Here is a 25,412-nt window from a genome sequence, read left to right as displayed (position 1 = left end):
TTTTCAGCCCGAACTTCGACTCGCTTAGCTATTATGACGTCCACATCCCGTAACGCTTTTCCCGCCCATCGTTTTTCCATCGCGCCGATGCTCGACTGGACCGATCGCCATTGCCGCTATTTCCTGCGCCAGCTCTCATCGCAGGTGCTGCTCTATACCGAAATGGTGACGACCGGCGCGATCATTCATGGCAAAGGGGATTACCTCGCCTATAGCGAAGAGGAACATCCGGTGGCGTTACAGCTCGGCGGGAGCGATCCGGCGGCGCTGGCGCACTGCGCGAAGCTTGCCGAGGCGCGCGGCTATGACGAGATAAACCTTAACGTCGGCTGCCCGTCCGACCGTGTCCAGAATGGCCGCTTCGGCGCCTGCCTGATGGGCGAGGCGCAACTTGTCGCCGATTGCATTAAGGCGATGCGCGACGTGGTCTCCATTCCGGTGACGGTGAAAACCCGTATCGGCATCGACGACCAGGACAGCTACGAATTCCTCTGCGATTTCGTCGGCACCGTGGCGGAGCAGGGCGGCTGCGACACCTTTATTATTCATGCGCGCAAGGCGTGGCTCTCTGGCCTGAGCCCAAAAGAGAACCGCGAAATCCCGCCGCTGGATTACCCGCGCGTTCATCAGCTCAAGCGCGATTTCCCGAAGCTTACGATGTCGATTAACGGCGGCATCAAAACGCTGGATGACGTGAAAACGCACCTTGAACATATGGACGGCGTGATGGTGGGCCGCGAGGCGTACCAGAATCCTGGCATACTGGCGTCGGTCGATCGCGAAATCTTCGGGCTTGATGTGCCGGATGCCGATCCGGTGGCGGTAGTGCGCGCCATGTATCCGTATATTGAGCGTGAGCTGGCGAAAGGCACATATCTGGGTCACGTCACCCGCCATATGCTCGGCCTGTTCCAGGGCATTCCCGGCGCGCGGCAGTGGCGTCGCTATCTCAGCGAAAACGCCCATAAGCCTGGCGCGGATATTAACGTGCTGGAGCAGGCGTTAAAGCTGGTGGCCGACAAACGTTAAGTTCACCAGAATATCGTCAATTTCACTAACGCCCCGGATGACATGCCGGGGCGTTTCTTTTTAATTCAATGATTTAATTCTGGCACGAAACTTGTAATAGCAGGGCATAACGTTTTTAAGGAGAACGAGAATGTTTGAACTGCTGTTTGTGGTGGCTTTCTTTCTGATGCTGCTGGCGACCGGCGTGTCGCTTATCGGGATTATCGCCGCGCTAATGGTAGCAACCCTGGTGATGTTTTTCGGTGGCGTGTTCGCGCTGATGATTAAAGTGTTGCCGTGGCTGTTGCTGGCGGTGGCAGTGGTGTGGGTGATCCGCAGCGTGAAGGCCCCGAAAGTGCCGGAGTATCGTCGCACCTCACGTTACAGCCGGGCGAATCGCTGGCGTTACTGATAAGTTGCGGGGTTGATCACAACCTCGCAACTTTCCATGTTACTTTGCGCGCTAAGCCATGTTTTTTAACGGGCCTGTCTGGCACTATGTCAGCCGTGTTACCGAATTCATCAGCGCTGTACCCTACATATAGCGCAAACAATAAAAAGAAAGGGCTTCCTGCGGGAAGCCCTAATTCTTTCAGGGAATCAACAGACTGGAGCCTTGCGTGCTGCGGCTCTCCAGCGTCTTATGGGCGCGCGCGGCGTCTTCGAGCGCAAACTTCTGGCTCTGCGCCACCTCCACTTTAATCACCCCGCTGGCGATAAGCGAAAAGAGCTCGTTACTGGCTTCTTCCAGCTCGGCACGGTTGGTCAGATAGCCGTTCAGCGACGGGCGGGTCACGTAGAGCGAGCCTTTCTGGTTAAGAATGCCGAGATTCACGCCCGTCACCGGGCCGGAGGAGTTACCGAAGCTCACCATCAGGCCGCGACGTTGCAGGCAGTCGAGCGACGACTCCCAAGTCTCTTTGCCCACCGAGTCATACACGACGCGCACTTTTTTCCCGCCGGTCAGTTCACGCAACCGCTCCGGCACATTCTCTTCACGGTAGTTGATGGTTTGCCACGCGCCCGCCTGTTTCGCCCGCTGGGCTTTCTCGGCCGAACCGACCGTGCCGATAAGCCGCGCGCCCAGCGCTTTCGCCCACTGGCAGGCGATAAGCCCGACGCCGCCCGCGGCGGCATGGAACAGAAACATCTCGTCGGGTTTAATTTCATACGTTTTGCGCAGCAGATAAAACACCGTCAGCCCTTTTAAAAAGCAGGCCGCCGCCTGTTCAAACGAGATAACATCCGGGAGCACAACGGCTTTTTCTGCCGGCACGTTATGCACCGAGCTGTAGGCGCCGAGCGCCGACTGTGCGTAGACGACGCGATCGCCAGGTTTCAGGTGCGTCACGCCGCTGCCGACTTTCGTGACGATGCCCGCCGCTTCGGTGCCAAGGCCCGCCGGGAGCGCCGGTGGCGGGTAAAGACCGCTGCGAATATAGGTGTCGATATAGTTGATGCCGATGGCTTTGTTTTCCACCTGCACTTCCAGCTCGTCCGGGGCGGCCGGGGTAAAGGTCACCGCTTTTAACACTTCTGGTCCGCCATGCTGGCTGAACTCAATACGCGTCGCCATAGGAACTCCTTGTTAAGGGTCGGGCATGAAAGCAGGAGCGCGCAAACTGAGTACAAAACGACTCAGATCAGATACACTCCTCATTCTCTCTGATGATGATTTTTGGTAACTCCATTCACTATGGCAGGAAATAAACCCTTCAACAAACCCACTGAACCTCGTGACCCGCAGGTCGCCGGGCTGAAAATGCCGCCGCATTCCATGGAGGCGGAACAGTCGGTGTTGGGCGGTTTGATGCTGGATAACGAGCGCTGGGACGATGTGGCCGAGCGCGTCGTGGCCGAGGATTTTTACACCCGCCAGCACCGCATGATCTTCACCGAAATGCATCGCCTGCAGGAGATGGGCAAACCCATCGATCTGATTACGCTTTCTGAATCACTTGAACTTCAGGGACAGCTCGAAAGCGTCGGCGGTTTTGCGTATCTTGCGGAGCTGTCGAAAAACACGCCAAGTGCTGCGAACATCAGCGCTTATGCTGATATCGTGCGCGAACGCGCGGTCGTACGAGACATGATTTCTGTCGCCAATGAAATTGCCGACGCCGGTTACGATCCGCAGGGCCGCACCAGTGAAGATCTGCTCGATCTCGCCGAATCCCGCGTCTTTCAGATAGCCGAAAACCGCGCCAATAAAGACGAAGGCCCGAAGAGTATCGATCAGATCTTAGAAGCCACCGTCGCGCGTATCGAAACGCTCTATCAGCAGCCGCACGACGGCGTGACGGGCGTGGATACGGGCTATCAGGATCTCAATAAAAAGACCGCGGGCTTGCAGCGCTCAGATCTGATTATCGTGGCGGCGCGTCCGTCGATGGGTAAAACCACCTTCGCGATGAACCTGTGTGAAAACGCCGCGATGCTTCAGGATAAACCGGTGCTGATCTTCTCCCTTGAGATGCCCGGCGAGCAGATCATGATGCGTATGCTGGCGTCGCTCTCCCGCGTGGATCAGACGCGCATTCGTACCGGCCAGCTGGATGACGAAGACTGGGCGCGTATTTCTGGCACGATGGGCATCCTGCTTGAGAAGCGCAATATGTATATTGACGACTCCTCGGGCCTGACGCCGACGGAAGTGCGCTCCCGCGCGCGGCGTATTTATCGCGAGCACGGCGGCTTAAGCCTGATTATGATCGACTACTTACAGCTGATGCGCGTACCGTCGCTCTCTGATAACCGTACGCTGGAAATCGCCGAGATTTCCCGCTCGCTGAAAGCGCTGGCGAAAGAGCTTCAGGTGCCGGTGGTGGCGCTCTCGCAGCTTAACCGCTCGCTGGAACAGCGCGCCGACAAGCGCCCGGTGAACTCGGATCTGCGTGAGTCCGGCTCTATCGAGCAGGATGCCGACCTTATCATGTTTATCTATCGTGACGAGGTGTACCACGAAAACAGTGACTTAAAAGGCATCGCGGAGATTATTATCGGTAAGCAGCGTAACGGCCCGATAGGCACGGTGCGCCTGACGTTTAACGGGCAGTGGTCGCGGTTTGATAACTACGCGGGTCCCCAGTACGACGACGAATAAAATCCCCGTCATCCTTCACGCCGCAGGTGCGTTGACTGCGCTCGCTCACCCCGGTCACTTAGTTTACTAAGCTCCCGGGGATTCACGAGCTTGTCGCCTTCCTGCAACGCGAATGATTTAGGGGATTTACGGTAACTCTTTAAATAAGCAAGGAAAGTCAATGCAAGCGGCAACTGTGGTAGTAAACCGCCGCGCTCTGCGTCACAACCTGCAACGCCTGCGTGAACTGGCGCCTGCCAGCAAGCTGGTTGCGGTGGTGAAGGCAAACGCCTATGGACACGGTCTTCTTGAGACCGCCCGCACTCTTCCTGATGCCGATGCGTTCGGCGTGGCGCGCCTCGAAGAGGCGCTGCGCCTGCGCGAAGGCGGCATTACCCAACCCATTCTTTTGCTCGAAGGTTTTTTCAACGCAGCCGATCTGCCCGCGATTGCCGCGCAGCGATTCCACACCGCGGTACACAGCGAAGAGCAACTGGCGGCACTGGAGCAGGCGACGCTCTCAGAGCCAGTCACCGTCTGGATGAAGCTCGACACCGGTATGCATCGCTTAGGCGTGCGCCCGGAGGCGGCGCAGGCGTTTTACGACAGGCTCGCGGCCTGTAAAAACGTACGTCAGCCGGTGAACGTGGTGAGCCATTTCGCACGTGCCGACGAGCCAGACTGCGGTGCCACCGAACGCCAGCTTGATATCTTTAACAGTTTCACACACGACAAACCGGGTAAGCGCTCGATTGCCGCCTCCGGCGGGATCCTGTTCTGGCCGCAGTCGCATTTCGACTGGGTGCGCCCCGGCATTATTCTCTACGGCTTGTCGCCGCTCGATACCCACCCCTGGGGCGCGGAGCTTGGCTTTCAGCCTGCGATGTCACTGACGTCAAGCCTTATCGCTGTGCGTGACCACAAAGCGGGCGAACCCGTCGGTTATGGCGGCACCTGGGTGAGCGAGCGCGATACGCGGCTTGGCGTGGTGGCGATGGGCTATGGCGACGGGTATCCGCGCTGCGCGCCGACGGGTACGCCGGTGCTGGTTAATGGCCGTGAAGTGCCGATTGTCGGGCGCGTGGCGATGGATATGATCTGCGTCGATTTAGGCCCTGACGCGGCGGAAAAAGCGGGTGATACGGTAATCATGTGGGGCGAGGCGCTGCCGGTCGAGCGTATCGCCGAAGCGACGGGAGTGAGTGCTTACGAACTTGTAACGCGGCTGACCTCCAGGGTGGCAATGCGTTACCTCGACTGAAGGTACGCATACGTTAATCCTCGTTTTTACTGACGGTGGGTGCGCTGCGCTTACCCACCCTACGGATACGTTAATCCTCGTTTTTACTGATGGTGGGTGCGCTGCGCTTACCCACCCTACGGATACGTTAATCCTCGTTTTTACTGACGGTGGGTGCGCTGCGCTTACCCACCTTACGGATACGTTAAACCTCGTTTTTACTGACGGTGGGTGCGCTTCGCTTACCCACCCTACCAACATCGACATGTCTTCTGTAGGGCGGGTAAGCGCAGCGCACCCGCCGTGTTTATTAACGCTGCGCGCCCGCCATCTTCCCCAGGGCATCGCACCCGTCACATTGCTCTCGATCTGCTGCGCTATCCGGTTTATTGTGAAGACACATCACACCGTAAATCTGGAGAACCAAGCGTGTTTCAGAATGTTGACGCCTACGCCGGCGACCCCATCCTCTCGCTGATGGAACGCTTTAAAGAAGATCCCCGCAGTGACAAAGTAAACCTGAGTATCGGCCTCTATTACAACGAACAAAATATCATTCCACAGCTGCAGGCCGTAGCGCAGGCGGAACAACGGCTGAACGCGCAGCCGCACGGCGCCTCGCTTTATCTTCCGATGGAAGGGCTCAACAACTACCGCAGCGCCATTGCGCCGCTCCTGTTCGGTGCCGATCACCCGGCGCTGGCCGCAGGGCGTATCGCCAGCATCCAGACGGTGGGCGGTTCCGGCGCGCTGAAAATCGGTGCGGATTTCCTTAAGCGTTATTTTCCGCAGTCCCGTGTCTGGGTGAGCGATCCGACCTGGGAAAACCATGTCGCCATCTTTAACGGCGCAGGCTTTGAAGTAAGCACTTACCCCTGGTTTGATGAAGAGACCAACGGCGTGCGTTTCGAAGCGCTGCTTGAAAAGCTCAACACGCTGCCTGCGCGCGATATCGTGCTGCTGCACCCGTGCTGCCACAACCCCACTGGCGCCGATCTGACTAACGCCCAGTGGGACGCCGTGGTTGACGTGCTAAAAGCGCGCGAGCTTATCCCGTTCCTGGATATCGCTTATCAGGGCTTTGGCGCGGGGATGGAAGAAGACGCGTACGCGATCCGCGCCATCGCCAGCGCGGGCCTGCCGATGCTGGTCAGCAACTCATTCTCAAAAATCTTCTCGCTCTATGGCGAGCGTGTGGGCGGGTTGTCTGTGGTTTGTGACGATGCGGAAACCGCTGCTCGCGTGCTCGGTCAGCTGAAAGCGACCGTGCGCCGCAACTACTCCAGCCCGCCGAATTTCGGCGCGCAGGTCGTGGCCACGGTACTTAACGACGCCACGCTGAAAGCGCAGTGGCTCGCGGAAGTGGAAGCGATGCGCCGCCGCATTCTGGAAATGCGCCAGGCGCTGGTGGACGTGCTCAAAACAGAAGTGCCGGGGCGCAATTTCGATTATCTGCTTAAACAGCGCGGCATGTTCAGCTACACCGGTCTCAGTGCCGCGCAGGTTGACCGCCTGCGTGATGAGTTCGGCGTGTATCTGATTAGCAGTGGACGCATGTGCGTGGCGGGCCTTAACAGCCGTAACGTAAAACAGGTGGCACAGGCGTTTGCCGCCGTGATGTAACGCCGTTTAAAAGCGCTGCCTGGCAGCGCTTTTGCTATTCTGTAACTCTGTTTTCGGATCTTCTTAAATGTGATTCGCCGATTTGTAAAATATCATTAGTTTTCACAAAGCAGCCGCCTTTTATACCTCCCCACCGTTAAAGCACAACATTACTTTTTTAAAACTTTAATGTGCTTTTCGTGAGTTATTTTCCATATTTGTTCATTAGTGGATGCCTTAACTGCGTACGCGTTTTTCTGCTATTTATTTCGGGAATGTGTAATTACTTTTTATTGACGGAAAGATTTGTATTCTTTTACAGGAATTTTTTGTGGAAATTGCATCGTGGCGATATAGGTAAAACTACTTTTATGTAGTCAGGTCGCGGGTACAACAACTATCAATTCGCAGCCTGTAAACAAGGATTGTTGAGGAATTAACGTGATTTTTTATCGTGCAACCGTATGTATAGCGATCCTGTCGTTGCTGGCGGCCGTTCGCTCCCAGGCTTTCGCCGATACTCCTGAAAATCAGCAGTCATTAAATCAAAAACAGCAGAACGAAGCCCGCCAGGAAAGCCTGGCTACGCAAAGTAAATCCTTACTTTCATCCACCAGTAATAAACCTGAAGAGGGGCTGAATTTACCTCAGGAAGCGCCCTGCTATCATGTTAACGCCATTGAGTTTGAGAATAAAAACGCGGTAGCGCACTGGATGACATTTCAGGATGTGATGCGCAGCGTGAGAGGGAAATGCGTTGGTATTAATGGTTTGAAAATGATCCATAAAGCGGTGCAAAACCGGCTGATAGAACATGGCTATATTACGACGCACGTATTAATTCCGGCGCAGGATCTCAAAAGCGGCACGCTCAAGTTTCAAATTGTTCCGGGCACGATTAGCGATATTGTTTTTAAAGGTGACGGTGAAGAATATATTCATGCAATAAATAGTTTCCCTGAACGTGAGGGCGACGTTCTCGATTTGCGTGGCCTTGAACAAGGGCTCGAGAATCTGCAACGCACGCCTGGCTCTGAGGCAACGATCAATCTGGTGCCCGGCGCGAAGCCTGGCGAAACGCGCGTTGAAGTCATGCGTACTCAGCCGAAACACTGGCGTCTCGGTGCCTGGGCGGATGACTCCGGCAGCAAATATACCGGGCGTTATCAGAGCGGTCTGGCACTTTATCTGGATAATCTCACCTCGTTTAACGATATGTCTTATATCGCTTATGGCGGCGGGCTTAAAAATGAGGATGGCAGGCGCAGCGATAACGTCTCGGCGTTTTACTCAGTCCCGTGGGGGTACTGGCAGCTTGAGCTGTATGGCAGCAAATACCGCTATACCCAAACTATTCATGACAGTGTCTCCCGCTATCTCTATAGCGGCATTGAAAAATACCTCAGCGCGCAGCTTAGCCGGGTTATTTACCGCAGCGCCAGCCAGAAAACCACGCTGGCGATAAAGGCTTTCCGCCGTCATTCCACCTATCTGCTTAATGATGTGGAAATTGAGGTGCAGCGGCGAAAAACCAGCAACTGGAAGCTGTCGCTGGAACATCTGGCATATCTCCCGTTCGGACAGATCAAAGGCAGTCTGGGCTACCAGAAAGCCGCGCACTGGTTTAATGAACAAGAGGATGCCGAAGAAATGGTCGGCAACGCCGATGCGCAGGCGCGCATTATTACGCTCGGCGTTGATGGCGCGTTCCCGTTCAGATTTGGCGATGTCGCGATGAGTTATGAGCCGCACTTTATGTCTCAGACATCGCCGGATCGCCTGACGCAGCCGGATAAATTCACGATCGGCAACCGCTGGACGGTGCGCGGTTTCGATGGCGAAACCACCATTTATGCTGATAAAGGCTGGTATCTGCGCAACGACATTAATCTCAATCTGCCGCAGTGGGGAATGCAGCCCTATCTTGGCGTTGATTACGGCGAAGTAAAAGGCTCGAAAAATGATTACTGGAGCGGCAAGCAACTGGCGGGCGCGGCGCTTGGCGTACGCGGCGTAAAAGGCAAATTTGGCTACGATTTCTTTGCCGGCGTGCCGCTTATGAAACCGCAGGATCTGCATACCAGTCCTTTCACGCTCGGTTTTGCCGTGCAGTGGCAATACTGACTCCATCTTGCTGGCGCGATGTGTAAAATTACAGCAGAACGCCAGCGAAATTTTGCCTTTTGCCGCTCAGCCTGCACACTTAGAAGATCACTATTTTTAAGGGGCAGCGTATGTGGTTTCAACAAACCCTGACATTAAAAGCCAGACCGCGGGGTTTTCATCTCATCACGGATGATATCATCAGCCAGCTTCCCGCGCTTTCACAGGTGAAGACCGGGCTGCTGCATCTCTTGCTTCAGCACACTTCAGCCTCTTTAACGCTTAATGAAAATTGCGATCCTTCGGTGCGTCGCGATATGGAGCGTTATTTTCTGGGCACTGTACCGGATAACGGGCATTACGAGCATGATGCTGAAGGACCAGACGATATGCCGGCGCATATCAAATCTTCCACGCTTGGCGTTTCCCTGACATTACCGGTTAAGCAGGGACGCCTGCTGCTCGGCACCTGGCAGGGTATCTGGCTTGGAGAACACCGTAACCATGGCGGTTCGCGGCGCATAGTCGCGACGCTTCAAGGAGAATCCTTATGACTAATTCTGATTTGCTGGATTACTGCATGAACAAACCGGGCGCTGAACAGAGCGAACATCGGGAGTGGAAAGCGGCGCAAATTAAAGTCGGCGATGTGATGTTTGCGATGGTGCACGAGGTTAACCAGCGTCCTGCCGTGTCACTGAAAACCAGCCCGGAGCTGGCGGAACTCTTGCGTCAGGAACACAAAGACGTGTTTCCCAGCGCACAGCTGAATAAAGCGCACTGGAGCACGGTCTTTCTGGATGGCGACCTGCCGGATTCGCAGATTTACTATCTGGTTGATGCGTCGTATCAGCAGGCGCTGGGTCTGTTGCCAGAGCATATTCGCCAGCAACTGTCGGTATGAACGCTGGCAAGCGACGCTATTTCGCGATGCCTGACAGCGCGTTATGTGATTGAGTGACTAAGGGTGCCGGTCACCAGATCCAGCAGCCTGATCGTCAGGAACTGAATGCGCGCGCGCAATGCGATCTCACTGCTGTTAGCGTGGATCTGCGCGATCGTTTTCTGTTTATTCAGCAGCGCAGTCATATCGTCTTCACTGATAAGCCCCTGCGCCCGATCCAGCAGCGCCTGAGCGGTTAACTCCGCGCTGGTTTTGATAAATGTCTCTCTGTCGCTCAGGCCCTGTTTCAGGAGGCCAAGACATTCATCCACCGCGATTTTCCCGGCCTGCTTCTGAAATGGCGGCGATGCCAGTAGCTGGCTGACGGCGTTAATTAGCGTACTCATGAACACTCTCCTCTACTCACAGGGCGAAGCGGGGCGTCTGCATTCGCCCCGGACCGCTTCGAGATAAGCCAGCCGGGCCTGATCACGCCAGAGCGCGGCCTGTGCTGGCGTAAAAGGGCGATGCTGTCTCAGTAGCCGGGCATGATCTTCCTGATAGACAGACTGCAACAGGCGCAAATTATCGGTGCGCAGCGGATCACCCAGGCTTTCGGCATACGTGAGGGCTGCAGCAAAGCGCAACTGCAGAGTGTGGTCAGCGTCTTCGAGCGCGGCGGTGTCCAGCACTCCCGAGGGCGCGGTAAAATCGTCGATAAACTGCAAATGTGCCGCCATCAGGTCAGTTAACTGCGCATGCGCGCGTGGTTGATAATTTCCTACCAGACTACACGCTGAAATGAGCACCGCCAGAAAAAGCAGCCACCCCGGAAGATAGCGCGTTAGCGTTGATATGCGCGGCATGAGATCCCCCTGCGTTTGCCCGCTCTGTATGAATTCAGCAGCAGACCGTGGCGCGCGCAAATCATCTTTGCTCACGCACTTCGCAAGAAACCTCATCAGAAATAAGTGAGGGGAAATGAGGCGCGTCGGGCCGGACGACCCGACGCGTAAGGGTTACTTCAGAAGCGGTTTCAGGAAGCGAGCGGTATGCGAGGCTTCGCACTCCGCCACGGTTTCCGGCGTGCCGGAAACGAGGATCTCGCCGCCGCCGCTGCCGCCTTCCGGGCCCAGATCGACGATCCAGTCGGCGGTTTTAATAACATCCAGATTGTGCTCAATCACCACGATCGTGTTGCCCTGATCGCGCAGCTGATGCAGTACCGCCAGCAGTTGCTGGATATCCGCAAAGTGCAGACCGGTGGTCGGCTCATCGAGAATATAGAGCGTCTGCCCGGTGCCGCGTTTTGAAAGCTCACGGGCGAGCTTGACGCGCTGCGCTTCACCACCGGAAAGCGTGGTGGCGGACTGGCCGAGACGAATATAAGTCAGACCGACATCCATCAGCGTTTGCAGCTTGCGCGCCAGCGCCGGCACCGCGTCGAAGAACTCACGCGCTTCTTCGATGGTCATATCCAGCACTTCATGGATGGTCTTGCCTTTATATTTGATCTCCAGCGTTTCGCGGTTATAGCGTTTGCCTTTGCACTGATCGCACGGCACGTAGATATCCGGCAGGAAGTGCATCTCAACTTTGATAACGCCATCGCCCTGGCAGGCTTCACAGCGGCCGCCGCGCACGTTAAAGCTAAAGCGCCCTGGCGTATAGCCGCGAGCGCGCGCTTCCGGCACGCCCGCGAACAGTTCACGCACTGGCGTAAAGACGCCCGTGTAGGTCGCCGGGTTCGAGCGTGGCGTGCGGCCAATCGGGCTTTGATCGATATCGATAACTTTATCGAAATGCTCCATGCCCTGAACGTCGCGATACGGCGCCGGTTCGGCGATCGTCGCGCCGTTGAGCTGGCGCTGGGCAATCGGGAACAGGGTATCGTTGATAAGCGTCGATTTACCGGAGCCAGAAACGCCAGTCACGCAGGTAAAGAGCCCAACCGGCAGCGTCAGAGTGACATCTTTCAGGTTGTTGCCGCGCGCACCGGTCAGCTTCAGCACTTTTTCCGGATCGGCTTTCACGCGCTCTTTCGGCACTTCAATCTTGCGCTTACCGCTCATGAACTGGCCCGTGAGCGATTCCGGCACCGCCATGATCGCGTCAAGCGGGCCTTCTGCGACGACCTGGCCGCCGTGTACGCCCGCGCCCGGGCCGATGTCGATCACGTGGTCGGCCGCGCGGATAGCGTCTTCATCGTGCTCCACCACAATCACGGTATTGCCAAGATTACGCAGGTGAATCAGCGTACCGAGCAGACGTTCGTTATCGCGCTGGTGCAGGCCGATGGACGGCTCATCCAGCACATACATCACGCCGACCAGGCCCGCGCCAATCTGGCTCGCCAGACGGATGCGCTGCGCCTCGCCGCCCGAGAGCGTTTCCGCTGAACGGGAGAGCGTCAGGTAGTTCAGACCGACATTCACCAGGAATTTCAGGCGATCGCCAATCTCTTTCAGCACCTTTTCCGCGATTTTGGCGCGCTGGCCGGAGAGCTTCATATTATTGAAGAACTCCATCGCGTGACCGATGCTCATATCGGAAATGGTCGGCAGCGCGGTGTTTTCGACAAACACGTGGCGCGCTTCGCGACGAAGACGCGTGCCTTCGCAGGTGGCGCACGGGCGGTTGCTGATAAATTTCGCCAGCTCCTCACGCACCGCGTTGGATTCGGTCTCTTTGTAGCGGCGCTCCATATTGTGCAGCACGCCTTCAAACGGATGACGACGCACGGACGTATCGCCGCGATCGTTCATATATTTGAATTCGATGGTTTCTTTGCCGGAGCCGAACAGCACCGCTTTCTGCACTTTATCGCTGAGCGTATTCCACGGCGCTTCGACGTCAAACTTATAGTGTTCCGCCAGCGAGCGCAGCATCTGGAAATAGTAAAAATTGCGGCGATCCCAGCCGCGGATGGCACCGCCCGCGAGCGACAGCTCGCCGTTCTGCACCACGCGATCCGGGTCAAAATATTGCTGCACGCCAAGACCATCACAGGTCGGGCATGCGCCAGCCGGGTTGTTAAACGAAAACAGGCGCGGCTCAAGCTCGCGCATACTGTAGCCGCAAATCGGGCAGGCGAAGTTGGCGGAGAACAGCAGCTCTTCCGCTTTTTCGTCATCCATATCCGCCACGACCGCCGTACCGCCGGAAAGCTCAAGCGCGGTTTCAAACGATTCGGCCAGGCGCTGCGCTAAATCTTCACGCACTTTGAAGCGGTCCACGACCACTTCGATGGTGTGCTTCTTCTGCAATTCCAGCTTCGGTGGATCAGAGAGATCGCACACTTCGCCATCGATACGCGCGCGGATATAGCCCTGGCTTGCCAGGTTTTCCAGCGTCTTGGTGTGCTCGCCTTTACGCTCTTTAATGACCGGCGCAAGCAGCATCAGGCGCTTGCCCTCAGGCAGCGCCAGCACGTTGTCGACCATCTGGCTGACGGTTTGTGCCGCAAGCGTAACGTCATGATCCGGGCAGCGCGGTTCGCCGACGCGGGCGTAGAGCAGACGCAGATAGTCGTGGATTTCCGTGATAGTCCCCACGGTAGAACGCGGGTTATGAGACGTCGATTTCTGCTCGATGGAAATAGCAGGCGACAGCCCTTCGATATGATCGACATCCGGCTTTTCCATCAGCGACAAAAACTGACGCGCGTAAGCGGAAAGCGACTCGACATAACGGCGCTGCCCTTCGGCGTAGAGCGTGTCGAAAGCCAGCGAAGATTTGCCGGAACCCGACAGCCCGGTCACGACGATCAGTTTGTCGCGCGGAATGACGAGATTGATATTTTTGAGATTGTGGGTGCGGGCGCCCCGAACTTCTATCTTATCCATTCACCTTTCCTGGATTTGAACGCTAATGCCTGGGTGTTTGAAGGACAACCGGTGGCCAGAAACGGTTAATTATGACACAATTTAACCTGAATGGATATCCAGTATTTATTTGCAACTGTGTATACTGTGTGAACATTTCCTGAAGCCGTCTCGCAGCTATCAACATTGAAGGCTGACGTGGTAGAATGGAATGTTTACACTATTAAGAAATGTTTTCAGGAGACACGATCATGGCCAGCAGAGGCGTAAACAAGGTGATTCTCGTCGGTAATCTGGGGCAGGACCCGGAAGTACGCTACATGCCGAACGGCGGGGCCGTGGCGAACCTGCGCCTGGCAACGTCCGAATCCTGGCGCGATAAGCAGACCGGTGAGATGAAAGAAGTGACCGAATGGCACAGCGTCGTGCTGTACGGCAAGCTGGCGGAAGTCGCTGGCGAATACCTGCGCAAAGGCTCGCAGGTGTACATCGAAGGCCAGCTGCGTACCCGTAAGTGGCAGGATCAGAGCGGTCAGGATCGCTACTCTACCGAAGTTGTGGTTAACGTCGGCGGCACCATGCAGATGCTGGGCGGCCGTCAGGGCGGCGGCGCAGGCGGCAACATGGGCGGCGGTCAGCAGCAGGGCGGTTGGGGTCAGCCTCAGCAGCCGCAGCAGCAGGGTGGCGGCGCGCAGTTCAGCGGCGGCGCACAGTCCCGTCCGCAACAGCAGGCGCCAGCGCCTTCTAACGAACCGCCGATGGATTTCGACGACGATATCCCGTTCTGATAGCGCGGCGTTCCGCACGGAATGCCTCCCTTCAGAAAGTGTTGAAAAGCTCTGCTCCGGCAGGGCTTTTTCTTTATGGTTTCGGCTGAGGCTGTTAAGTGCTTCGGGCCGATTCCCGCCAGGCACAGTTGTCTGTACCGTTGGCACAATGCTCCTCTTACTGACGATTAACGGCACCCGATTTTTCTCTGCTGGCACGATTAAACCGCCGACAAATGAAGGGCATGACGCTTTTCCGCGATGCGGCGCTAAATCTCGCCGCCGGAATGCCGATATAGGTTGCATGAAGTCTTCATACGTTCCGTACGTTTTCGGCAGGGATGATGCCCCACAGTGCAGGTTAGCCCATGTCAGAAAGAGATCGCGACCAACTCCTTAGCCAGGCGACCGACCAGTACTGGCAACACATTATTCCGATCGTCTGGCTGGCGTTGCTGATTCATGTCGGACTGATTTTCCTGTTTCTGTCGATGAGTATTCCGACGCTCGCCATTTTTAATATTTTCAGCGTGATGGTTTATATCCACTGTCTGAATGAAATAGAGCATTACCGGTATCTGTATGTCGGTACGCTGATGAGCGTGGAAATTCTGGCGCATGCCGTTGCCACTACGGCGTTGCTGGGCTGGGAGAGTAATTTTTACCTGTTTGTTTTTTCGCTGATCCCCATCGTGTCGTTCAGCTTTCAGCAGGTGCCGGTCCGGCGCGCGCTGTTCCTGGCCGCGATCGCGGTGCTTGGCACGGTGGGTTACGCGCTGCGACATTACACCGGTACGGCGTCCGGGTTAAGCCCGTCAGTGCTGAACGGCATCGGCATTGCGAACGCCGTGATGGCGATTGGGCTGTTAACGTACACCACGCTACGTTCGGTCGAATTCACCCACACGATGAAATTCGATCTCTTTAATACGGCGAGCCGCGACAGCCTGACGAACCTCTATACCCGGCGTCACTTTATGCATCAGGTTTCGCTGCTCGATAAACAGGTGGGCAGTCATAACGTAACGCTGTTGCTGCTGGATATCGATCATTTCAAGGCCATTAATGACAGTTGCGGTCACAGCTATGGCGACATGATTTTGCAGCGCATCGCGCGGGCGATTACCGACAACGTGCGCGAAAGCGACATCGTGGCGCGCTGGGGCGGCGAAGAGTTTCTGGTAATGATGCCGGATACATCACTGGCAGATGTCAGACGTGTGGCGGAGCGGCTGCTGACGCGCATTCAGGAGTGGGTTGGCCAGACGGATAAAAATCCGCGAGAAGTCACCGCGACGCTTGCGATCAGCGCTTTCGGCAAAGATGAAGAGTTTGAAAAAGCGCTCAATCGCGCTGACAAAATGTTGTACGCCGGTAAGCAACAGGGGAGAAACCGTCTGGTTATCGCCGATTAACATGCTGATTTTAAAATTAAAAAAAGCCAAAGATAACCCCGGGTTACTCCTTAGTTAGCATTTTCCTGATGGGGGTGAAGTGCCATGCTCTGCGATTCCTTCCTGTGCGACGGCGTTTATTGACGAGCCCGCCAGTTGCCGCCCGCAGGTGAATTTCACACAGGGAATGCAAGCGATGACACAGGAACCGAATCCGTTTACCGCCGCCTGGAGCCGTAACGGCAATCTGCTCTGCCACGGTCACTGGATTATTACGTTTGAAGAACGCCCGGTGACGCTGCCGCAACACTGGCAGGATAAGGCGATGAACACCTGGGGGATCTACTCGATTATCGATCCCGAGGACGAAACGTTCGCCGACGGGCTGGAAGAAGAGGAGTGGATTGTCGAGAACGTCGAGTGGCTGACAGACTGGTTTTTCGATAACCATATTCCGCTGGAGGAGCATTATTACCGCGCCTTCTGGCGGGCTATCAATAAAGCGGACTGGCGCTGTACCAGTTGCGCCGGTTGTATGTAAGGGCCTGGCAGAAAATAAAAAAGCCCCTGATACAGGGGCTTTAATGAAGACGGTGAGGTTATCAGGTCACGACCATCGGCCATTCTGGCGGCGTGTGGCTCATCACTTCCACCATTACGTCTTTCATATTGTGCCAGATGGCGTGGAAGTCGATGCTGACGCCGAGCAGGCCCGTCGCGAAGACGCAGGACGCGGCGATACCCAGCCCGCTGCTGATCACCGCCAGCGCCTGGTAGTCGGATTTGCGAAACTGAATATTAAGCGTGCTGGCAAGAAACATTAAAACCGCACCCAGAAGTTGCCAGCGCATCAGTACCATGCTGGCGGTAAGCGTAGCCATGAAACCAGTCCTTAAAAAGCGTTCTGCCGCGCGGTGGCCGGAACGCGGCAGGCCTGGCGCGGCGCTAAAATTTAACGTGACGGCAAGCATGTAAACTTGCACACTAAGTGTGAACTGTATCACATTTGTTGTTTTATTCGCCAGTCTGGCGGGCGCGCTTTGGTGAAAAAAAGCGCACGATCCACGAGATCGCCGGCAACCGTTCGCAATAAAAAATGGTCGAAAAGAAAGCAGTGAAAAAATCCACCAACGGATTTAACTAATGCATAAATTTTCATTTCGACACAAAAAAACGCCGCCCGTACATTTTTTCGGCAGCTTTGATTAATTTAACTTAAAACGCTTTCTGAAGTGGTTGATGAATTTTTAGCACGGTTATCAACGCGGATATTTCACTTAAGAAAAATTAAATAGCCATTCCCTATTTTCCTTATGGCAAATTTTAATGTTTCGCGTGAAATATTGGATGGATAACTGGAAATGGCTATTGCCAATGCGTGCTGATTGATGCAACGTAAACACCTGTTTGCGATGTGTCTCATCAGGCGATTAATGTGACACAGAAAGCAGGGATATGAGGCCATAATGAATTTCAGGGCACGACGTCAGGCGTTGCGAATCTCAGGCATAATCATGGTGGTCTTACTGCCTGTGATGCTTGCGCTTTGGGCCGCCCATCATCGCGCGGTCAACGAGACGCGGGCGCACCTGGATACCTTCGCGCAGCTGGTCCTCAACCGTACCGAGCTGGTATTAAGCCATGTCGATGAAGCCCGTAATGAAGCCGAAAAATATCAGGGCGAAATATGCTCCTCTGCGCATCAGCGTAATATGCTGGATATTTCACGCGGGCAAATTTATATCGAAGATCTCATTTACGCCCAGGGTGATGAACTATTATGTTCCCCTCTGTTCGATCAGCCTTTTATTCTCTCGCCTGCGAATTACACGCGCTCGCCGGATATCGCCATTTATTATTATCGTGACACGCCATTCTTTTCCGGTCACAAAATGGTTTATTTGCGTAAAGGGAATTATGTCGCGGTGGTTAACCCGCTCTCCTTTAGCGAAATATTATCTAATGATGACACTATCACTTATGGCGTGTATGACACCGTCACCCGGGAGTTTTTTTCGGTAAGTGACAAAGCTGACGCCCGTGCGCTCGCGCCTTTTGCGCGTTCAGAGAATACGGATTTCCAGAAAGATGGCCGTTTCTGGTCGATAGTGCTTTCTGGTAAGCGCCCGATTGCCGTCGCCGTTTCCACCAGCGACGCCTGGTTCTGGCAGGCGTGGCGGCATCAGATGTCGGTCATGCTGCCCCTTGGGCTTATCATGGGCGGTTTGCTGGTTTTTCTCGGCTCGCGCACCCGTCACCGTTTTAACTCGCCGAGCCGCCAGCTTCAGCGCGCGTTGCATAAACGCGCGCTGCGCCTGCATTACCAGCCGATTATGGATATCAAGCACGGCATGTGCGTCGGTGCGGAAGCGCTGCTGCGCTGGCCCGGCTATAACGGTCAGGTGATGAGCCCGGCGGAATTTATCCCGCTTGCCGAGAAAACCGGCATGATCGCGCAGGTTACGGATTATGTAGTGGAAGAGTTATTTAATGACCTGGGCCATTTCCTGGCGACCCACCCGCAAATTTATATTTCCATTAACCTTTCGGCATCCGATTTTCATTCGTCGCGCCTGATAGCGTTAATCGAAGGGAAAAATAACCAGCATGGCGTACGCGCGCAGCAAATCAAGATTGAAGTGACCGAGCGGGGCTTTATTGACGTGCCGCGCACCACCCCGGTTATTCAGGCGTTTCGCCAGTCAGGGTTTGAGATTGCGATTGACGATTTCGGCACCGGATATTCCAACCTTCATAATCTCTATTCGCTGAACGTCGATATTCTGAAAATTGATAAGTCGTTTATCGATACCTTAACCACCAACAGCACCAGCCATCTGATTGCAGAGCATATTATCGATATGGCCCAGAGCCTGCGGCTGAAAATTATCGCCGAGGGCGTGGAAACCGCCGAACAGGTGGGCTGGTTGTTAAAGCGTGGAGTGCAATATTGTCAGGGGTGGCATTTCTCAAAAGCGCTGCCGCGTCAGGAGTTTGTCGCCTGGCTGCAACAGGATGACGCCCGGGCGATGCCGGGCTGGCAGAACTGCGCCGTTAATCGTCAGGCGCTCTGACGATAATCGCTCGGCGTGCGGTCGAACTGACGGCGGAATATCCGCGAAAACGTCTGTTGCGACACATAGCCATAATCCATCGCAATATCAAAAATCGGTCGCCGGGTCGTACGCAACTCCTGCGCCGCCAGTTGCAAACGCCGCTTGCGAATATACTCACCCAGCGTCTGATGCATCACAGTGCGGAACATCCGCTGTAAATACCATTTCGAATAGCCCGACTTCTTTGCCACCACATCGATATTCAGTGGCTGGTCAATATGCTCATCAATCCATTGCGTCAGTGCGTGGATAATTTCCTGATGTGACATAAGCCGTCCTCTTCCTCTGTTTTGGGTTAGCCGTTCTTCTGGTCGGCGAGTATAATTCCTCAAGTTAACTTGAGGTAAAGCCCCCGATGGAAAAGAAAGCACCCAGAATCAAATCGCTGCTGACGCCGGGCGAAGTCGCGAAGCGCAGCGGTGTTGCCGTCTCCGCGCTGCACTTCTATGAAAGCAAAGGGTTGATTAAAAGCACCCGCAACAGCGGCAACCAGCGGCGTTACCGGCGCGACGTGCTGCGTCAGGTGGCGATCATTAAAATCGCCCAGCGTATCGGCATTCCGCTGGCGACGATTGGCGAGGCTATCGGCGTGCTGCCTGAAGGGCATAATCTGAGCCCGAAGGCCTGGAAGCAGCTCTCCACGCAGTGGCGCGAGGAGCTGGACCGGCGTATTAAAACGCTAACCGCGCTGCGTGACGATCTGGATGGCTGCATTGGCTGTGGTTGCCTGTCGCACCGCGATTGCCCGCTGCGCAACCCCGAAGACCGTCTGGGCGCGCAGGGCAGCGGGGCACGTCTGCTGGAAGATGAATAAGCGGCGCGCAAACAAATTCGGTGCGCCGCCGGTGGATTCTCTATAGTTAATGCAATGAAAAGCGAAAGGAAAACGCCATGCTGACGGTCCACCATCTGAATAATTCCCGCTCGCAGCGCATTCTTTTTGCGCTTGAAGAGCTTGGCAAGCCTTATGAACTGGTGCGCTACCAGCGCGAGCCGACTATGCTTGCGCCACCTGCGCTTAAGAAAGTGCATCCGCTCGGTAAGTCGCCGGTGCTGGAGGATAACGGCCAGAAAATTATCGAATCCGGCGCGATTCTGGAATATCTCCAGGAGACCTATGACACTGAACAACGCCTGAAGCCGCAGAGTGCGGAGGAGAAAATTCAGTACCGTATCTGGCTGCATTACGCCGAAGGCTCCCTGATGCCGCTGCTGTTGATGAAGCTGGTGTTTGGCAGTCTCGGGAAAAAGCCCGTTCCGTTCGGGCTTCGCACCCTCGGCAAAGCGCTCGGGCAGGGCGTTCAGAAAGCCTGGCTTAATAAGCAGCTCGCCACCCACACCCGCTTTATGGAAGATCACCTGACGCAGCATCCGTGGTTTGCCGGACAGACGTTCAGCATGGCGGATATTCAGATGAGCTTCCCGGTGATCGCCCTGCTGGCGCGCAATGATTCCGGCGAGTTCCGCCAGCTACGTGCCTGGCTGACTAATCTTCAGGCTCGCCCGGCCTGGCAGCGCGCTATCGAAAAAGGCGGCCCGCTGGAGATCCCCGGCAGCTAATCGTTATGGCCTTCCTCTGAAGGCCCTATTTTGCGCATCAACGATATCGTTTGCGCAGCCTGCGCTGAATTATTCATCAGCCAGCGCAACTTTTTGCCAAAAGGCTTAAAGTTCTGTTGAAAATCCCCGTCCTAAGGCTGGATAATCGTTTGCCTTAAAATTTTGCCGTTTTTTGCGCGTGGAGTTAAACGTTTGCTTTTGTGGCCCCTCCAAAACCACAAACAGAACGCAGGGAGTTAACGTTTGATCCGCAGCGGGTTGTTTGCCACGCGCGAGCTTTAAAAACTCACACTTTTCAGGGGATGTCTCATTATGTCTACGCCTTCTGCGCGTAACGGCGGTTCGCTCGACGCCTTTTTTAAAATTTCCGCGCGCGGCAGTAACGTGCGTCAGGAGATTGTTGCTGGTCTCACCACGTTTCTCGCGATGGTCTATTCGGTGATCGTCGTACCAGGAATGCTCGGCAAAGCGGGCTTCCCGCCTGCCGCCGTGTTTGTCGCCACTTGTCTGGTGGCAGGCGTTGGCTCCATCGTGATGGGGCTGTGGGCGAATCTGCCGCTGGCGATTGGCTGCGCCATCTCGCTGACCGCCTTTACCGCGTTCAGCCTGGTGCTCGGGCAGCACATCAGCGTACCGGTCGCGCTCGGCGCGGTCTTCCTGATGGGCGTGCTGTTTACCGTTATTTCCGCGACCGGCATTCGTAGCTGGATCCTGCGCAATCTGCCGCAGGGCGTGGCGCACGGCACCGGCATTGGTATCGGTCTGTTCCTGCTGTTGATCGCCGCGAACGGCGTGGGCCTGGTTATTAAGAACCCGCTCGACGGCTTGCCGGTGGCGCTCGGCCATTTCGCGAGTTTCCCGGTGATCATGTCGCTGATTGGCCTTGCGGTCATTATCGGCCTTGAGAAACTTAAAGTGCCGGGCGGCATTCTGCTGACCATCATCGGTATTTCCATTGTCGGCCTGATTTTCGACCCGACGGTGAAATTCACCGGCCTGTTCGCCATGCCGTCGCTGAGCGATGAGAAGGGCAATTCGCTGATTGGCAGCCTGGATATCATGGGCGCGCTCGATCCTGTGGTGATTCCGAGCGTGCTGGCGCTGGTGATGACCGCCGTGTTTGACGCCACCGGCACCATTCGCGCGGTCGCGGGCCAGGCGAATCTGCTGGATAAAGACGGCCAGATCATCGACGGCGGCAAAGCGCTGACCACCGATTCCCTCTCCAGCGTCTTCTCAGGCCTGGTGGGCGCGGCACCGGCGGCGGTGTATATCGAATCTGCCGCAGGCACCGCGGCGGGCGGTAAAACGGGCCTGACGGCGATTACCGTCGGCGTGCTGTTCCTGCTTATCCTGTTCCTCTCGCCGCTCTCGTACCTGGTGCCGGCGTATGCTACAGCGCCCGCGCTGATGTATGTTGGCCTGCTGATGCTGAGCAACGTGGCGAAAATCGACTTCGCCGATTTCGTGGACGCGATGGCGGGGCTGATTACCGCGGTGTTTATCGTGCTGACCTGCAACATCGTGACCGGCATCATGATAGGCTTTGCGTCGCTGGTCATTGGCCGCGTCGTTTCCGGCGAGTTCCGCAAGCTCAATATCGGTACTGTCGTCATCGCCATCGCGCTGGTCGCTTTCTACGCGGGCGGCTGGGCAATCTAAACCTTTCTTTAACGAAGCGGGCTGCGGCCCGCTTTTTTCCTGCTTTCAGGGCACAACCTGATTCCTTTTCCGGCGCGTCAGTGTTCTATTATCAAAGGTGAGTCTTTCATCACAGATAATAAGGAGCCGCTCAGACCGCATGGAAATCTTTTTTACCATCCTCATCATGACCCTTATGGTATCGCTCTCCGGGGTCGTCACTCGTATGCTGCCCTTCCAGATCCCGCTGCCGCTGATGCAGATAGCCATCGGGGCGCTGCTCGCCTGGCCTACGTTCGGTCTGCACGTCGACTTTAACCCCGAGCTGTTCCTGGTCCTGTTTATTCCGCCGCTGCTGTTCGCCGACGGCTGGAAAACCCCGACCCGCGAATTTCTCGATCACGGCCGCGAAATTATCGGCCTCGCGCTGGCGCTGGTGGTGGTCACCGTTGTCGGCATCGGTTTTCTGATCTACTGGATGGTGCCGGGCATTCCGCTGATCCCCGCCTTCGCGCTGGCGGCGGTGCTGTCGCCAACCGATGCGGTGGCGCTTTCCGGTATTGTCGGCGAAGGCCGCATCCCGAAAAAAATCATGGGAATTTTGCAGGGCGAGGCGCTGATGAACGACGCCTCCGGCCTGGTGTCCCTTAAATTCGCCGTCGCGGTCGCGATGGGGACGATGGTCTTTACCGTGGGCGGCGCGTCGCTGGAGTTTTTAAAAGTGGCGATTGGCGGCCTGCTCGCCGGGATCGCGGTAAGCTGGCTGTATGGCCGCTCGCTGCGCCTGCTGAGCCGCTGGGGCGGCGATGAGCCCGCTACGCAGATAGTCCTGCTGTTCCTGCTGCCGTTCGCCTCTTATCTGATTGCCGAACATATCGGCTTCTCCGGCATTCTCGCCGCTGTGGCCGCCGGGATGACCATCACCCGCTCCGGCGTGATGCGCACCGCGCCGCTGGCGATGCGTCTGCGCGCCAACAGCGTCTGGTCGATGCTGGAGTTTGTGTTTAACGGCATGGTGTTCCTGATGCTTGGCCTGCAACTGCCGGGGATTATGGAAACGTCGCTTGCCGCCGCGGAGAAAGATCCGAACGTCGAGACCTGGATGCTGTTCATGGATGTCGTTCTGATCTACGGCGCGCTGATTGGCGTGCGTTTCCTGTGGCTGTGGATCATGAAGCGCTTTAGCCTGCGTTTTCTGAAGAAAAAACCGCTGACGTTTGGCGAGTACTCGACGCGCGAGCTGCTGGTGGCGTCGTTCGCGGGCGTGCGCGGGGCGATTACGCTTGCGGGTGTGCTCTCTATTCCGCTGCTGCTGCCAGACGGCTCGCCGTTCCCGGCGCGCTATGAGCTGGTGTTCCTGGCCGCGGGCGTCATTCTTTTCTCGCTGTTTGTTGGTGTGATCCTGCTGCCGATTCTGCTGCAACAGGTCGAGACGCCGGATCACGGCCTGGCGCATAAAGAAGAACGGATGGCGCGTTCGGTGACGGCGGAAGTCGCGATTACCGCCATCCAGAAAATGGAAGAGCGTCTGGCTGCGGATACCGAAGAGAACATCGACGACCAGTTGCTAAGAGAGGTTTCCGCGCGTGTGGTGGGGAACCTGCGCCGCCGCGCCGACGGGCGCAACGATGTCGAAAACAGCGAGCTTGAGGAAAATCTTGAGCGCCGTTTCCGCCTGACCGCACTGCGTGCCGAGCGCGCCGAGCTGTATCACCTGCGCGCCACGCGGCAAATCAGTAACGAGACGCTGCAAAAAATGCTGCACGATATGGACCTGCTCGAAGCGCTGCTGATGGAGCGTAAATAACCGTAACCGCCGGAGTTTTCCGGCGGTTTTTTTTACCGTCCCGTCAGCCGTCGCACCAGTTCAAACTCGCTAAAATTCACCGGCCGCTGTTGCTGCATCGAGATATTCCCGGCAATGCCTGTGAGAATGGACATCGCGCCCGCACGGTGATCGGCGGCGCGTTGCAGCGGGTCGTCGCCCGGCTCGCCGAAGAGGTCCGCCAGCATCGCGTTGTCGCCGCCGCCGTGTCCTCCTTCGCCCAGCGTGAAATCCGCCTTCCAGGGGGCCGCGAACATCGGGTAAACCGTGATATCGCAGCGGTCGAGACTGCCCTCGGCCTCACGCAGCCCGCCGCCGTTAACGTAAGAGTTTTCCACCAGTTTCATTTCAAGCCGACCGCGGCTGCCGTTGAACACCACGTTGAGTCCCTCCTGCGGCAGATACGCATTGAGTGAATAGGTGAGCTGCGTCTGGTTCTGGTATTTCACCAGCACCGACAGCGTATCCTCAATGGTAATGCCGTCGCCAAAAACGCTCTGATCGCGAAAGTAGCTGTCCTCGTGTTCGGCATCCAGATACAGCGCTTTAAGCTGCGCGCTCTCCTCCATGTGCAGCGCGAACGGATCGTCTTTCGCCGCCGCATAGCCGTGGGCGCGCGGATAAAATTGTGAAACGCCGCGCTTTTCGGCGTTTTCACGCCCATAAAAACGCAGCGCGCCTTCGGCGTAAACCCGTTGCGGGTAGCTGCCGAGCCAGAAATTCATTAAGTCGAAATGATGGGTGGATTTATGCACCAGCAGGCCGCCGCTGTTGCGCTTCTCCCGGTGCCAGCGGCGGAAATAGTCCGCGCCATGTTCGGTATTCAGCAGCCATTCGAAATGCACCGAAAACACCTCGCCGATGGTGCCGTTCATCAGCAGTTCGCGCACTTTGCTGTGGTGCGGCGCATAGCGGTAGTTGAAGGTCACGCGCACCTCGCGGCCCGTCTCTTCAATGGCGTTGAGGATGCGCAGCGCACGCGCTTCGTCGATGGTCATGGGTTTTTCGGTGATAACATCGCAGCCCGCATGAAGGGCGCGGACGATATAATCTTCGTGGGTCCGGTCCATCGTGGTGACGATGACCGTATCGGGCCGGGTGTTGCGGATCATCGCTTCAAACTGCGCGGCGACGAAACAGGGCACTGGCGGCGCGCCTGCGTTTTCCAGCAGACGATTAGCGTAGCGCATGCGGGTCTGGTTGGTGTCGCAGAACGCGACCATCTGCGCGGTGTCGCGAAACGTCTTACCGATAGCCTCGATATACATACCGGCGCGCCCGCCGGTTCCCACCAGGGCGTATTTTTTCATCGCCATGCTCCTCTCAGCCAAAATGACATGTTGTATGCATAAAATAAAAACAATGTT

The 25,412-nt window shown here is 56.2% G+C and carries 23 protein-coding genes; 16 read left to right on the top strand and 7 right to left on the bottom strand.

Going from position 1 to position 25,412, the window contains the following annotated elements; all coding sequences use genetic code 11:
- Nucleotides 1-33 precede the first annotated feature (33 nt).
- Entirely contained in the window at nt 34-1,029 is a 996-nt protein-coding gene (dusA, locus tag G6041_RS13875) for a tRNA dihydrouridine(20/20a) synthase DusA (RefSeq protein WP_041460353.1), read from the top strand.
- A 130-nt stretch (nt 1,030-1,159) separates the two neighbouring features.
- Nucleotides 1,160-1,420, top strand: a complete 261-nt coding sequence (gene pspG, locus G6041_RS13870; RefSeq protein ID WP_012123625.1) for an envelope stress response protein PspG — start codon at nt 1,160-1,162, stop codon at nt 1,418-1,420.
- A 180-nt stretch (nt 1,421-1,600) separates the two neighbouring features.
- Here the strand turns inward: pspG and G6041_RS13865 are convergent, their stop codons facing one another.
- Nucleotides 1,601-2,584: a quinone oxidoreductase gene (locus G6041_RS13865; RefSeq protein WP_012123626.1), complete on the bottom strand. Its 984-nt coding sequence runs from the start codon at nt 2,582-2,584 to the stop codon at nt 1,601-1,603.
- 120 nt (nt 2,585-2,704) lie between these two features.
- Between G6041_RS13865 and dnaB the strand changes: the two genes are divergently transcribed.
- The 6 genes from dnaB (at nt 2,705) to G6041_RS13835 (ending at nt 9,939) form a co-directional block, all read left to right on the top strand.
- A complete protein-coding gene (gene dnaB, locus G6041_RS13860) occupies nt 2,705-4,111 on the top strand; it encodes a replicative DNA helicase (protein ID WP_004388597.1) in 1,407 nt (468 codons plus the stop codon).
- A gap of 160 nt (nt 4,112-4,271) precedes the next feature.
- Entirely contained in the window at nt 4,272-5,351 is a 1,080-nt protein-coding gene (gene alr, locus G6041_RS13855) for an alanine racemase (protein WP_012123627.1), read from the top strand.
- Nucleotides 5,352-5,759: 408 nt separating this feature from the next.
- A complete protein-coding gene (gene tyrB / locus G6041_RS13850) occupies nt 5,760-6,953 on the top strand; it encodes an aromatic amino acid transaminase (protein WP_004386194.1) in 1,194 nt (397 codons plus the stop codon).
- Between the two features lie 420 nt (nt 6,954-7,373).
- Complete coding sequence (locus G6041_RS13845) at nt 7,374-9,056, top strand: ShlB/FhaC/HecB family hemolysin secretion/activation protein (RefSeq protein ID WP_166491664.1); 1,683 nt, start codon at nt 7,374-7,376, stop codon at nt 9,054-9,056.
- A 110-nt stretch (nt 9,057-9,166) separates the two neighbouring features.
- Entirely contained in the window at nt 9,167-9,589 is a 423-nt protein-coding gene (locus tag G6041_RS13840; protein ID WP_012123629.1) for a secondary thiamine-phosphate synthase enzyme YjbQ, read from the top strand.
- Nucleotides 9,586-9,939, top strand: coding sequence for an MmcQ/YjbR family DNA-binding protein (locus tag G6041_RS13835; RefSeq protein ID WP_007893292.1), 354 nt, complete (start codon nt 9,586-9,588; stop codon nt 9,937-9,939). Before G6041_RS13840 ends, G6041_RS13835 begins: the two co-directional genes overlap by 4 nt.
- 41 nt (nt 9,940-9,980) lie before the next feature.
- On the opposite strand, the gene G6041_RS13830 is transcribed toward G6041_RS13835, so the two are convergent.
- The 3 genes from G6041_RS13830 to uvrA form a co-directional block, all read right to left on the bottom strand.
- Entirely contained in the window at nt 9,981-10,325 is a 345-nt protein-coding gene (locus tag G6041_RS13830; protein WP_012123630.1) for a hypothetical protein, read from the bottom strand.
- 12 nt (nt 10,326-10,337) lie between these two features.
- Nucleotides 10,338-10,784 (bottom strand): hypothetical protein, encoded by a 447-nt coding sequence (locus tag G6041_RS13825; RefSeq protein WP_041460354.1) that lies wholly within the window; start codon nt 10,782-10,784, stop codon nt 10,338-10,340.
- A 153-nt stretch (nt 10,785-10,937) separates the two neighbouring features.
- Nucleotides 10,938-13,763 (bottom strand): excinuclease ABC subunit UvrA, encoded by a 2,826-nt coding sequence (gene uvrA, locus G6041_RS13820; protein ID WP_004386200.1) that lies wholly within the window; start codon nt 13,761-13,763, stop codon nt 10,938-10,940.
- A gap of 230 nt (nt 13,764-13,993) precedes the next feature.
- Here uvrA and ssb1 point away from each other — a divergent pair, with 230 nt between their 5' ends.
- The 3 genes from ssb1 (at nt 13,994) to G6041_RS13805 (ending at nt 16,444) form a co-directional block, all read left to right on the top strand.
- Nucleotides 13,994-14,530 (top strand): single-stranded DNA-binding protein SSB1, encoded by a 537-nt coding sequence (ssb1, locus tag G6041_RS13815; protein ID WP_004386202.1) that lies wholly within the window; start codon nt 13,994-13,996, stop codon nt 14,528-14,530.
- 347 nt (nt 14,531-14,877) lie between these two features.
- A complete protein-coding gene (locus tag G6041_RS13810; RefSeq protein ID WP_012123633.1) occupies nt 14,878-15,924 on the top strand; it encodes a GGDEF domain-containing protein in 1,047 nt (348 codons plus the stop codon).
- Between the two features lie 175 nt (nt 15,925-16,099).
- On the top strand, nt 16,100-16,444 hold the full coding sequence (locus G6041_RS13805; RefSeq protein WP_004386204.1) for a hypothetical protein: 345 nt from the start codon (nt 16,100-16,102) through the stop codon (nt 16,442-16,444).
- 61 nt (nt 16,445-16,505) lie between these two features.
- On the opposite strand, the gene G6041_RS13800 is transcribed toward G6041_RS13805, so the two are convergent.
- Nucleotides 16,506-16,784, bottom strand: coding sequence for a YjcB family protein (locus G6041_RS13800; RefSeq protein WP_004386205.1), 279 nt, complete (start codon nt 16,782-16,784; stop codon nt 16,506-16,508).
- A 585-nt stretch (nt 16,785-17,369) separates the two neighbouring features.
- Here G6041_RS13800 and G6041_RS13795 point away from each other — a divergent pair.
- Nucleotides 17,370-18,977 (top strand): EAL domain-containing protein, encoded by a 1,608-nt coding sequence (locus G6041_RS13795; protein ID WP_012123637.1) that lies wholly within the window; start codon nt 17,370-17,372, stop codon nt 18,975-18,977.
- Here the strand turns inward: G6041_RS13795 and soxS are convergent.
- Nucleotides 18,965-19,288 (bottom strand): superoxide response transcriptional regulator SoxS, encoded by a 324-nt coding sequence (soxS, locus tag G6041_RS13790; protein ID WP_004386206.1) that lies wholly within the window; start codon nt 19,286-19,288, stop codon nt 18,965-18,967. The two genes, G6041_RS13795 and soxS, sit on opposite strands and share 13 nt — an antisense overlap.
- 86 nt (nt 19,289-19,374) lie before the next feature.
- On the opposite strand from soxS, the gene soxR reads away from it, so the two are divergent.
- The 4 genes from soxR to G6041_RS13770 all read left to right on the top strand — a co-directional run bounded on the left by soxR (nt 19,375) and on the right by G6041_RS13770 (nt 24,027).
- Complete coding sequence (gene soxR / locus G6041_RS13785) at nt 19,375-19,833, top strand: redox-sensitive transcriptional activator SoxR (RefSeq protein ID WP_004386207.1); 459 nt, start codon at nt 19,375-19,377, stop codon at nt 19,831-19,833.
- A gap of 77 nt (nt 19,834-19,910) precedes the next feature.
- A complete protein-coding gene (locus G6041_RS13780) occupies nt 19,911-20,579 on the top strand; it encodes a glutathione S-transferase family protein (RefSeq protein ID WP_012123638.1) in 669 nt (222 codons plus the stop codon).
- 312 nt (nt 20,580-20,891) lie between these two features.
- Nucleotides 20,892-22,241: a guanine/hypoxanthine transporter GhxP gene (gene ghxP, locus G6041_RS13775; protein WP_004386209.1), complete on the top strand. Its 1,350-nt coding sequence runs from the start codon at nt 20,892-20,894 to the stop codon at nt 22,239-22,241.
- A gap of 139 nt (nt 22,242-22,380) precedes the next feature.
- The gene (locus G6041_RS13770; RefSeq protein WP_007778478.1) at nt 22,381-24,027 is read left to right on the top strand and encodes a Na+/H+ antiporter; all 1,647 of its coding nucleotides are present in this window, start codon (nt 22,381-22,383) and stop codon (nt 24,025-24,027) included.
- Nucleotides 24,028-24,059: 32 nt separating this feature from the next.
- Here the strand turns inward: G6041_RS13770 and G6041_RS13765 are convergent, their stop codons facing one another.
- Nucleotides 24,060-25,355, bottom strand: a complete 1,296-nt coding sequence (locus G6041_RS13765) for a Gfo/Idh/MocA family protein (RefSeq protein WP_041460356.1) — start codon at nt 25,353-25,355, stop codon at nt 24,060-24,062.
- Between the last annotated feature and the right edge of the window lie 57 nt (nt 25,356-25,412).

The organism is Cronobacter sp. HA18003 (genome assembly GCF_011605905.1).
In the GTDB taxonomy this organism is placed as follows: Bacteria; Pseudomonadota; Gammaproteobacteria; order Enterobacterales; family Enterobacteriaceae; genus Cronobacter; species Cronobacter sakazakii.
The sequence above is the reverse complement of the archived record's forward strand: the minus strand, read 5'-3'. Positions and strand labels throughout refer to the sequence as shown.

Coding starts and splice junctions, on each gene's coding strand:
- ssb1 (WP_004386202.1), top strand. CDS start 13,994: ATGGCCAGCAGAGGCGTAAACAAGGTGATTCTCGTCGGTAATCTGGGG.
- G6041_RS13795 (WP_012123637.1), top strand. CDS start 17,370: ATGAATTTCAGGGCACGACGTCAGGCGTTGCGAATCTCAGGCATAATC.
- ghxP (WP_004386209.1), top strand. CDS start 20,892: ATGTCTACGCCTTCTGCGCGTAACGGCGGTTCGCTCGACGCCTTTTTT.
- G6041_RS13810 (WP_012123633.1), top strand. CDS start 14,878: ATGTCAGAAAGAGATCGCGACCAACTCCTTAGCCAGGCGACCGACCAG.
- alr (WP_012123627.1), top strand. CDS start 4,272: ATGCAAGCGGCAACTGTGGTAGTAAACCGCCGCGCTCTGCGTCACAAC.
- G6041_RS13835 (WP_007893292.1), top strand. CDS start 9,586: ATGACTAATTCTGATTTGCTGGATTACTGCATGAACAAACCGGGCGCT.
- G6041_RS13825 (WP_041460354.1), bottom strand. CDS start 10,784: ATGCCGCGCATATCAACGCTAACGCGCTATCTTCCGGGGTGGCTGCTT.
- dnaB (WP_004388597.1), top strand. CDS start 2,705: ATGGCAGGAAATAAACCCTTCAACAAACCCACTGAACCTCGTGACCCG.
- G6041_RS13805 (WP_004386204.1), top strand. CDS start 16,100: ATGACACAGGAACCGAATCCGTTTACCGCCGCCTGGAGCCGTAACGGC.
- soxS (WP_004386206.1), bottom strand. CDS start 19,288: ATGTCACATCAGGAAATTATCCACGCACTGACGCAATGGATTGATGAG.
- G6041_RS13840 (WP_012123629.1), top strand. CDS start 9,167: ATGTGGTTTCAACAAACCCTGACATTAAAAGCCAGACCGCGGGGTTTT.
- G6041_RS13770 (WP_007778478.1), top strand. CDS start 22,381: ATGGAAATCTTTTTTACCATCCTCATCATGACCCTTATGGTATCGCTC.
- dusA (WP_041460353.1), top strand. CDS start 34: ATGACGTCCACATCCCGTAACGCTTTTCCCGCCCATCGTTTTTCCATC.
- uvrA (WP_004386200.1), bottom strand. CDS start 13,763: ATGGATAAGATAGAAGTTCGGGGCGCCCGCACCCACAATCTCAAAAAT.
- pspG (WP_012123625.1), top strand. CDS start 1,160: ATGTTTGAACTGCTGTTTGTGGTGGCTTTCTTTCTGATGCTGCTGGCG.
- G6041_RS13800 (WP_004386205.1), bottom strand. CDS start 16,784: ATGGCTACGCTTACCGCCAGCATGGTACTGATGCGCTGGCAACTTCTG.
- soxR (WP_004386207.1), top strand. CDS start 19,375: ATGGAAAAGAAAGCACCCAGAATCAAATCGCTGCTGACGCCGGGCGAA.
- G6041_RS13865 (WP_012123626.1), bottom strand. CDS start 2,584: ATGGCGACGCGTATTGAGTTCAGCCAGCATGGCGGACCAGAAGTGTTA.
- G6041_RS13830 (WP_012123630.1), bottom strand. CDS start 10,325: ATGAGTACGCTAATTAACGCCGTCAGCCAGCTACTGGCATCGCCGCCA.
- G6041_RS13765 (WP_041460356.1), bottom strand. CDS start 25,355: ATGAAAAAATACGCCCTGGTGGGAACCGGCGGGCGCGCCGGTATGTAT.
- G6041_RS13780 (WP_012123638.1), top strand. CDS start 19,911: ATGCTGACGGTCCACCATCTGAATAATTCCCGCTCGCAGCGCATTCTT.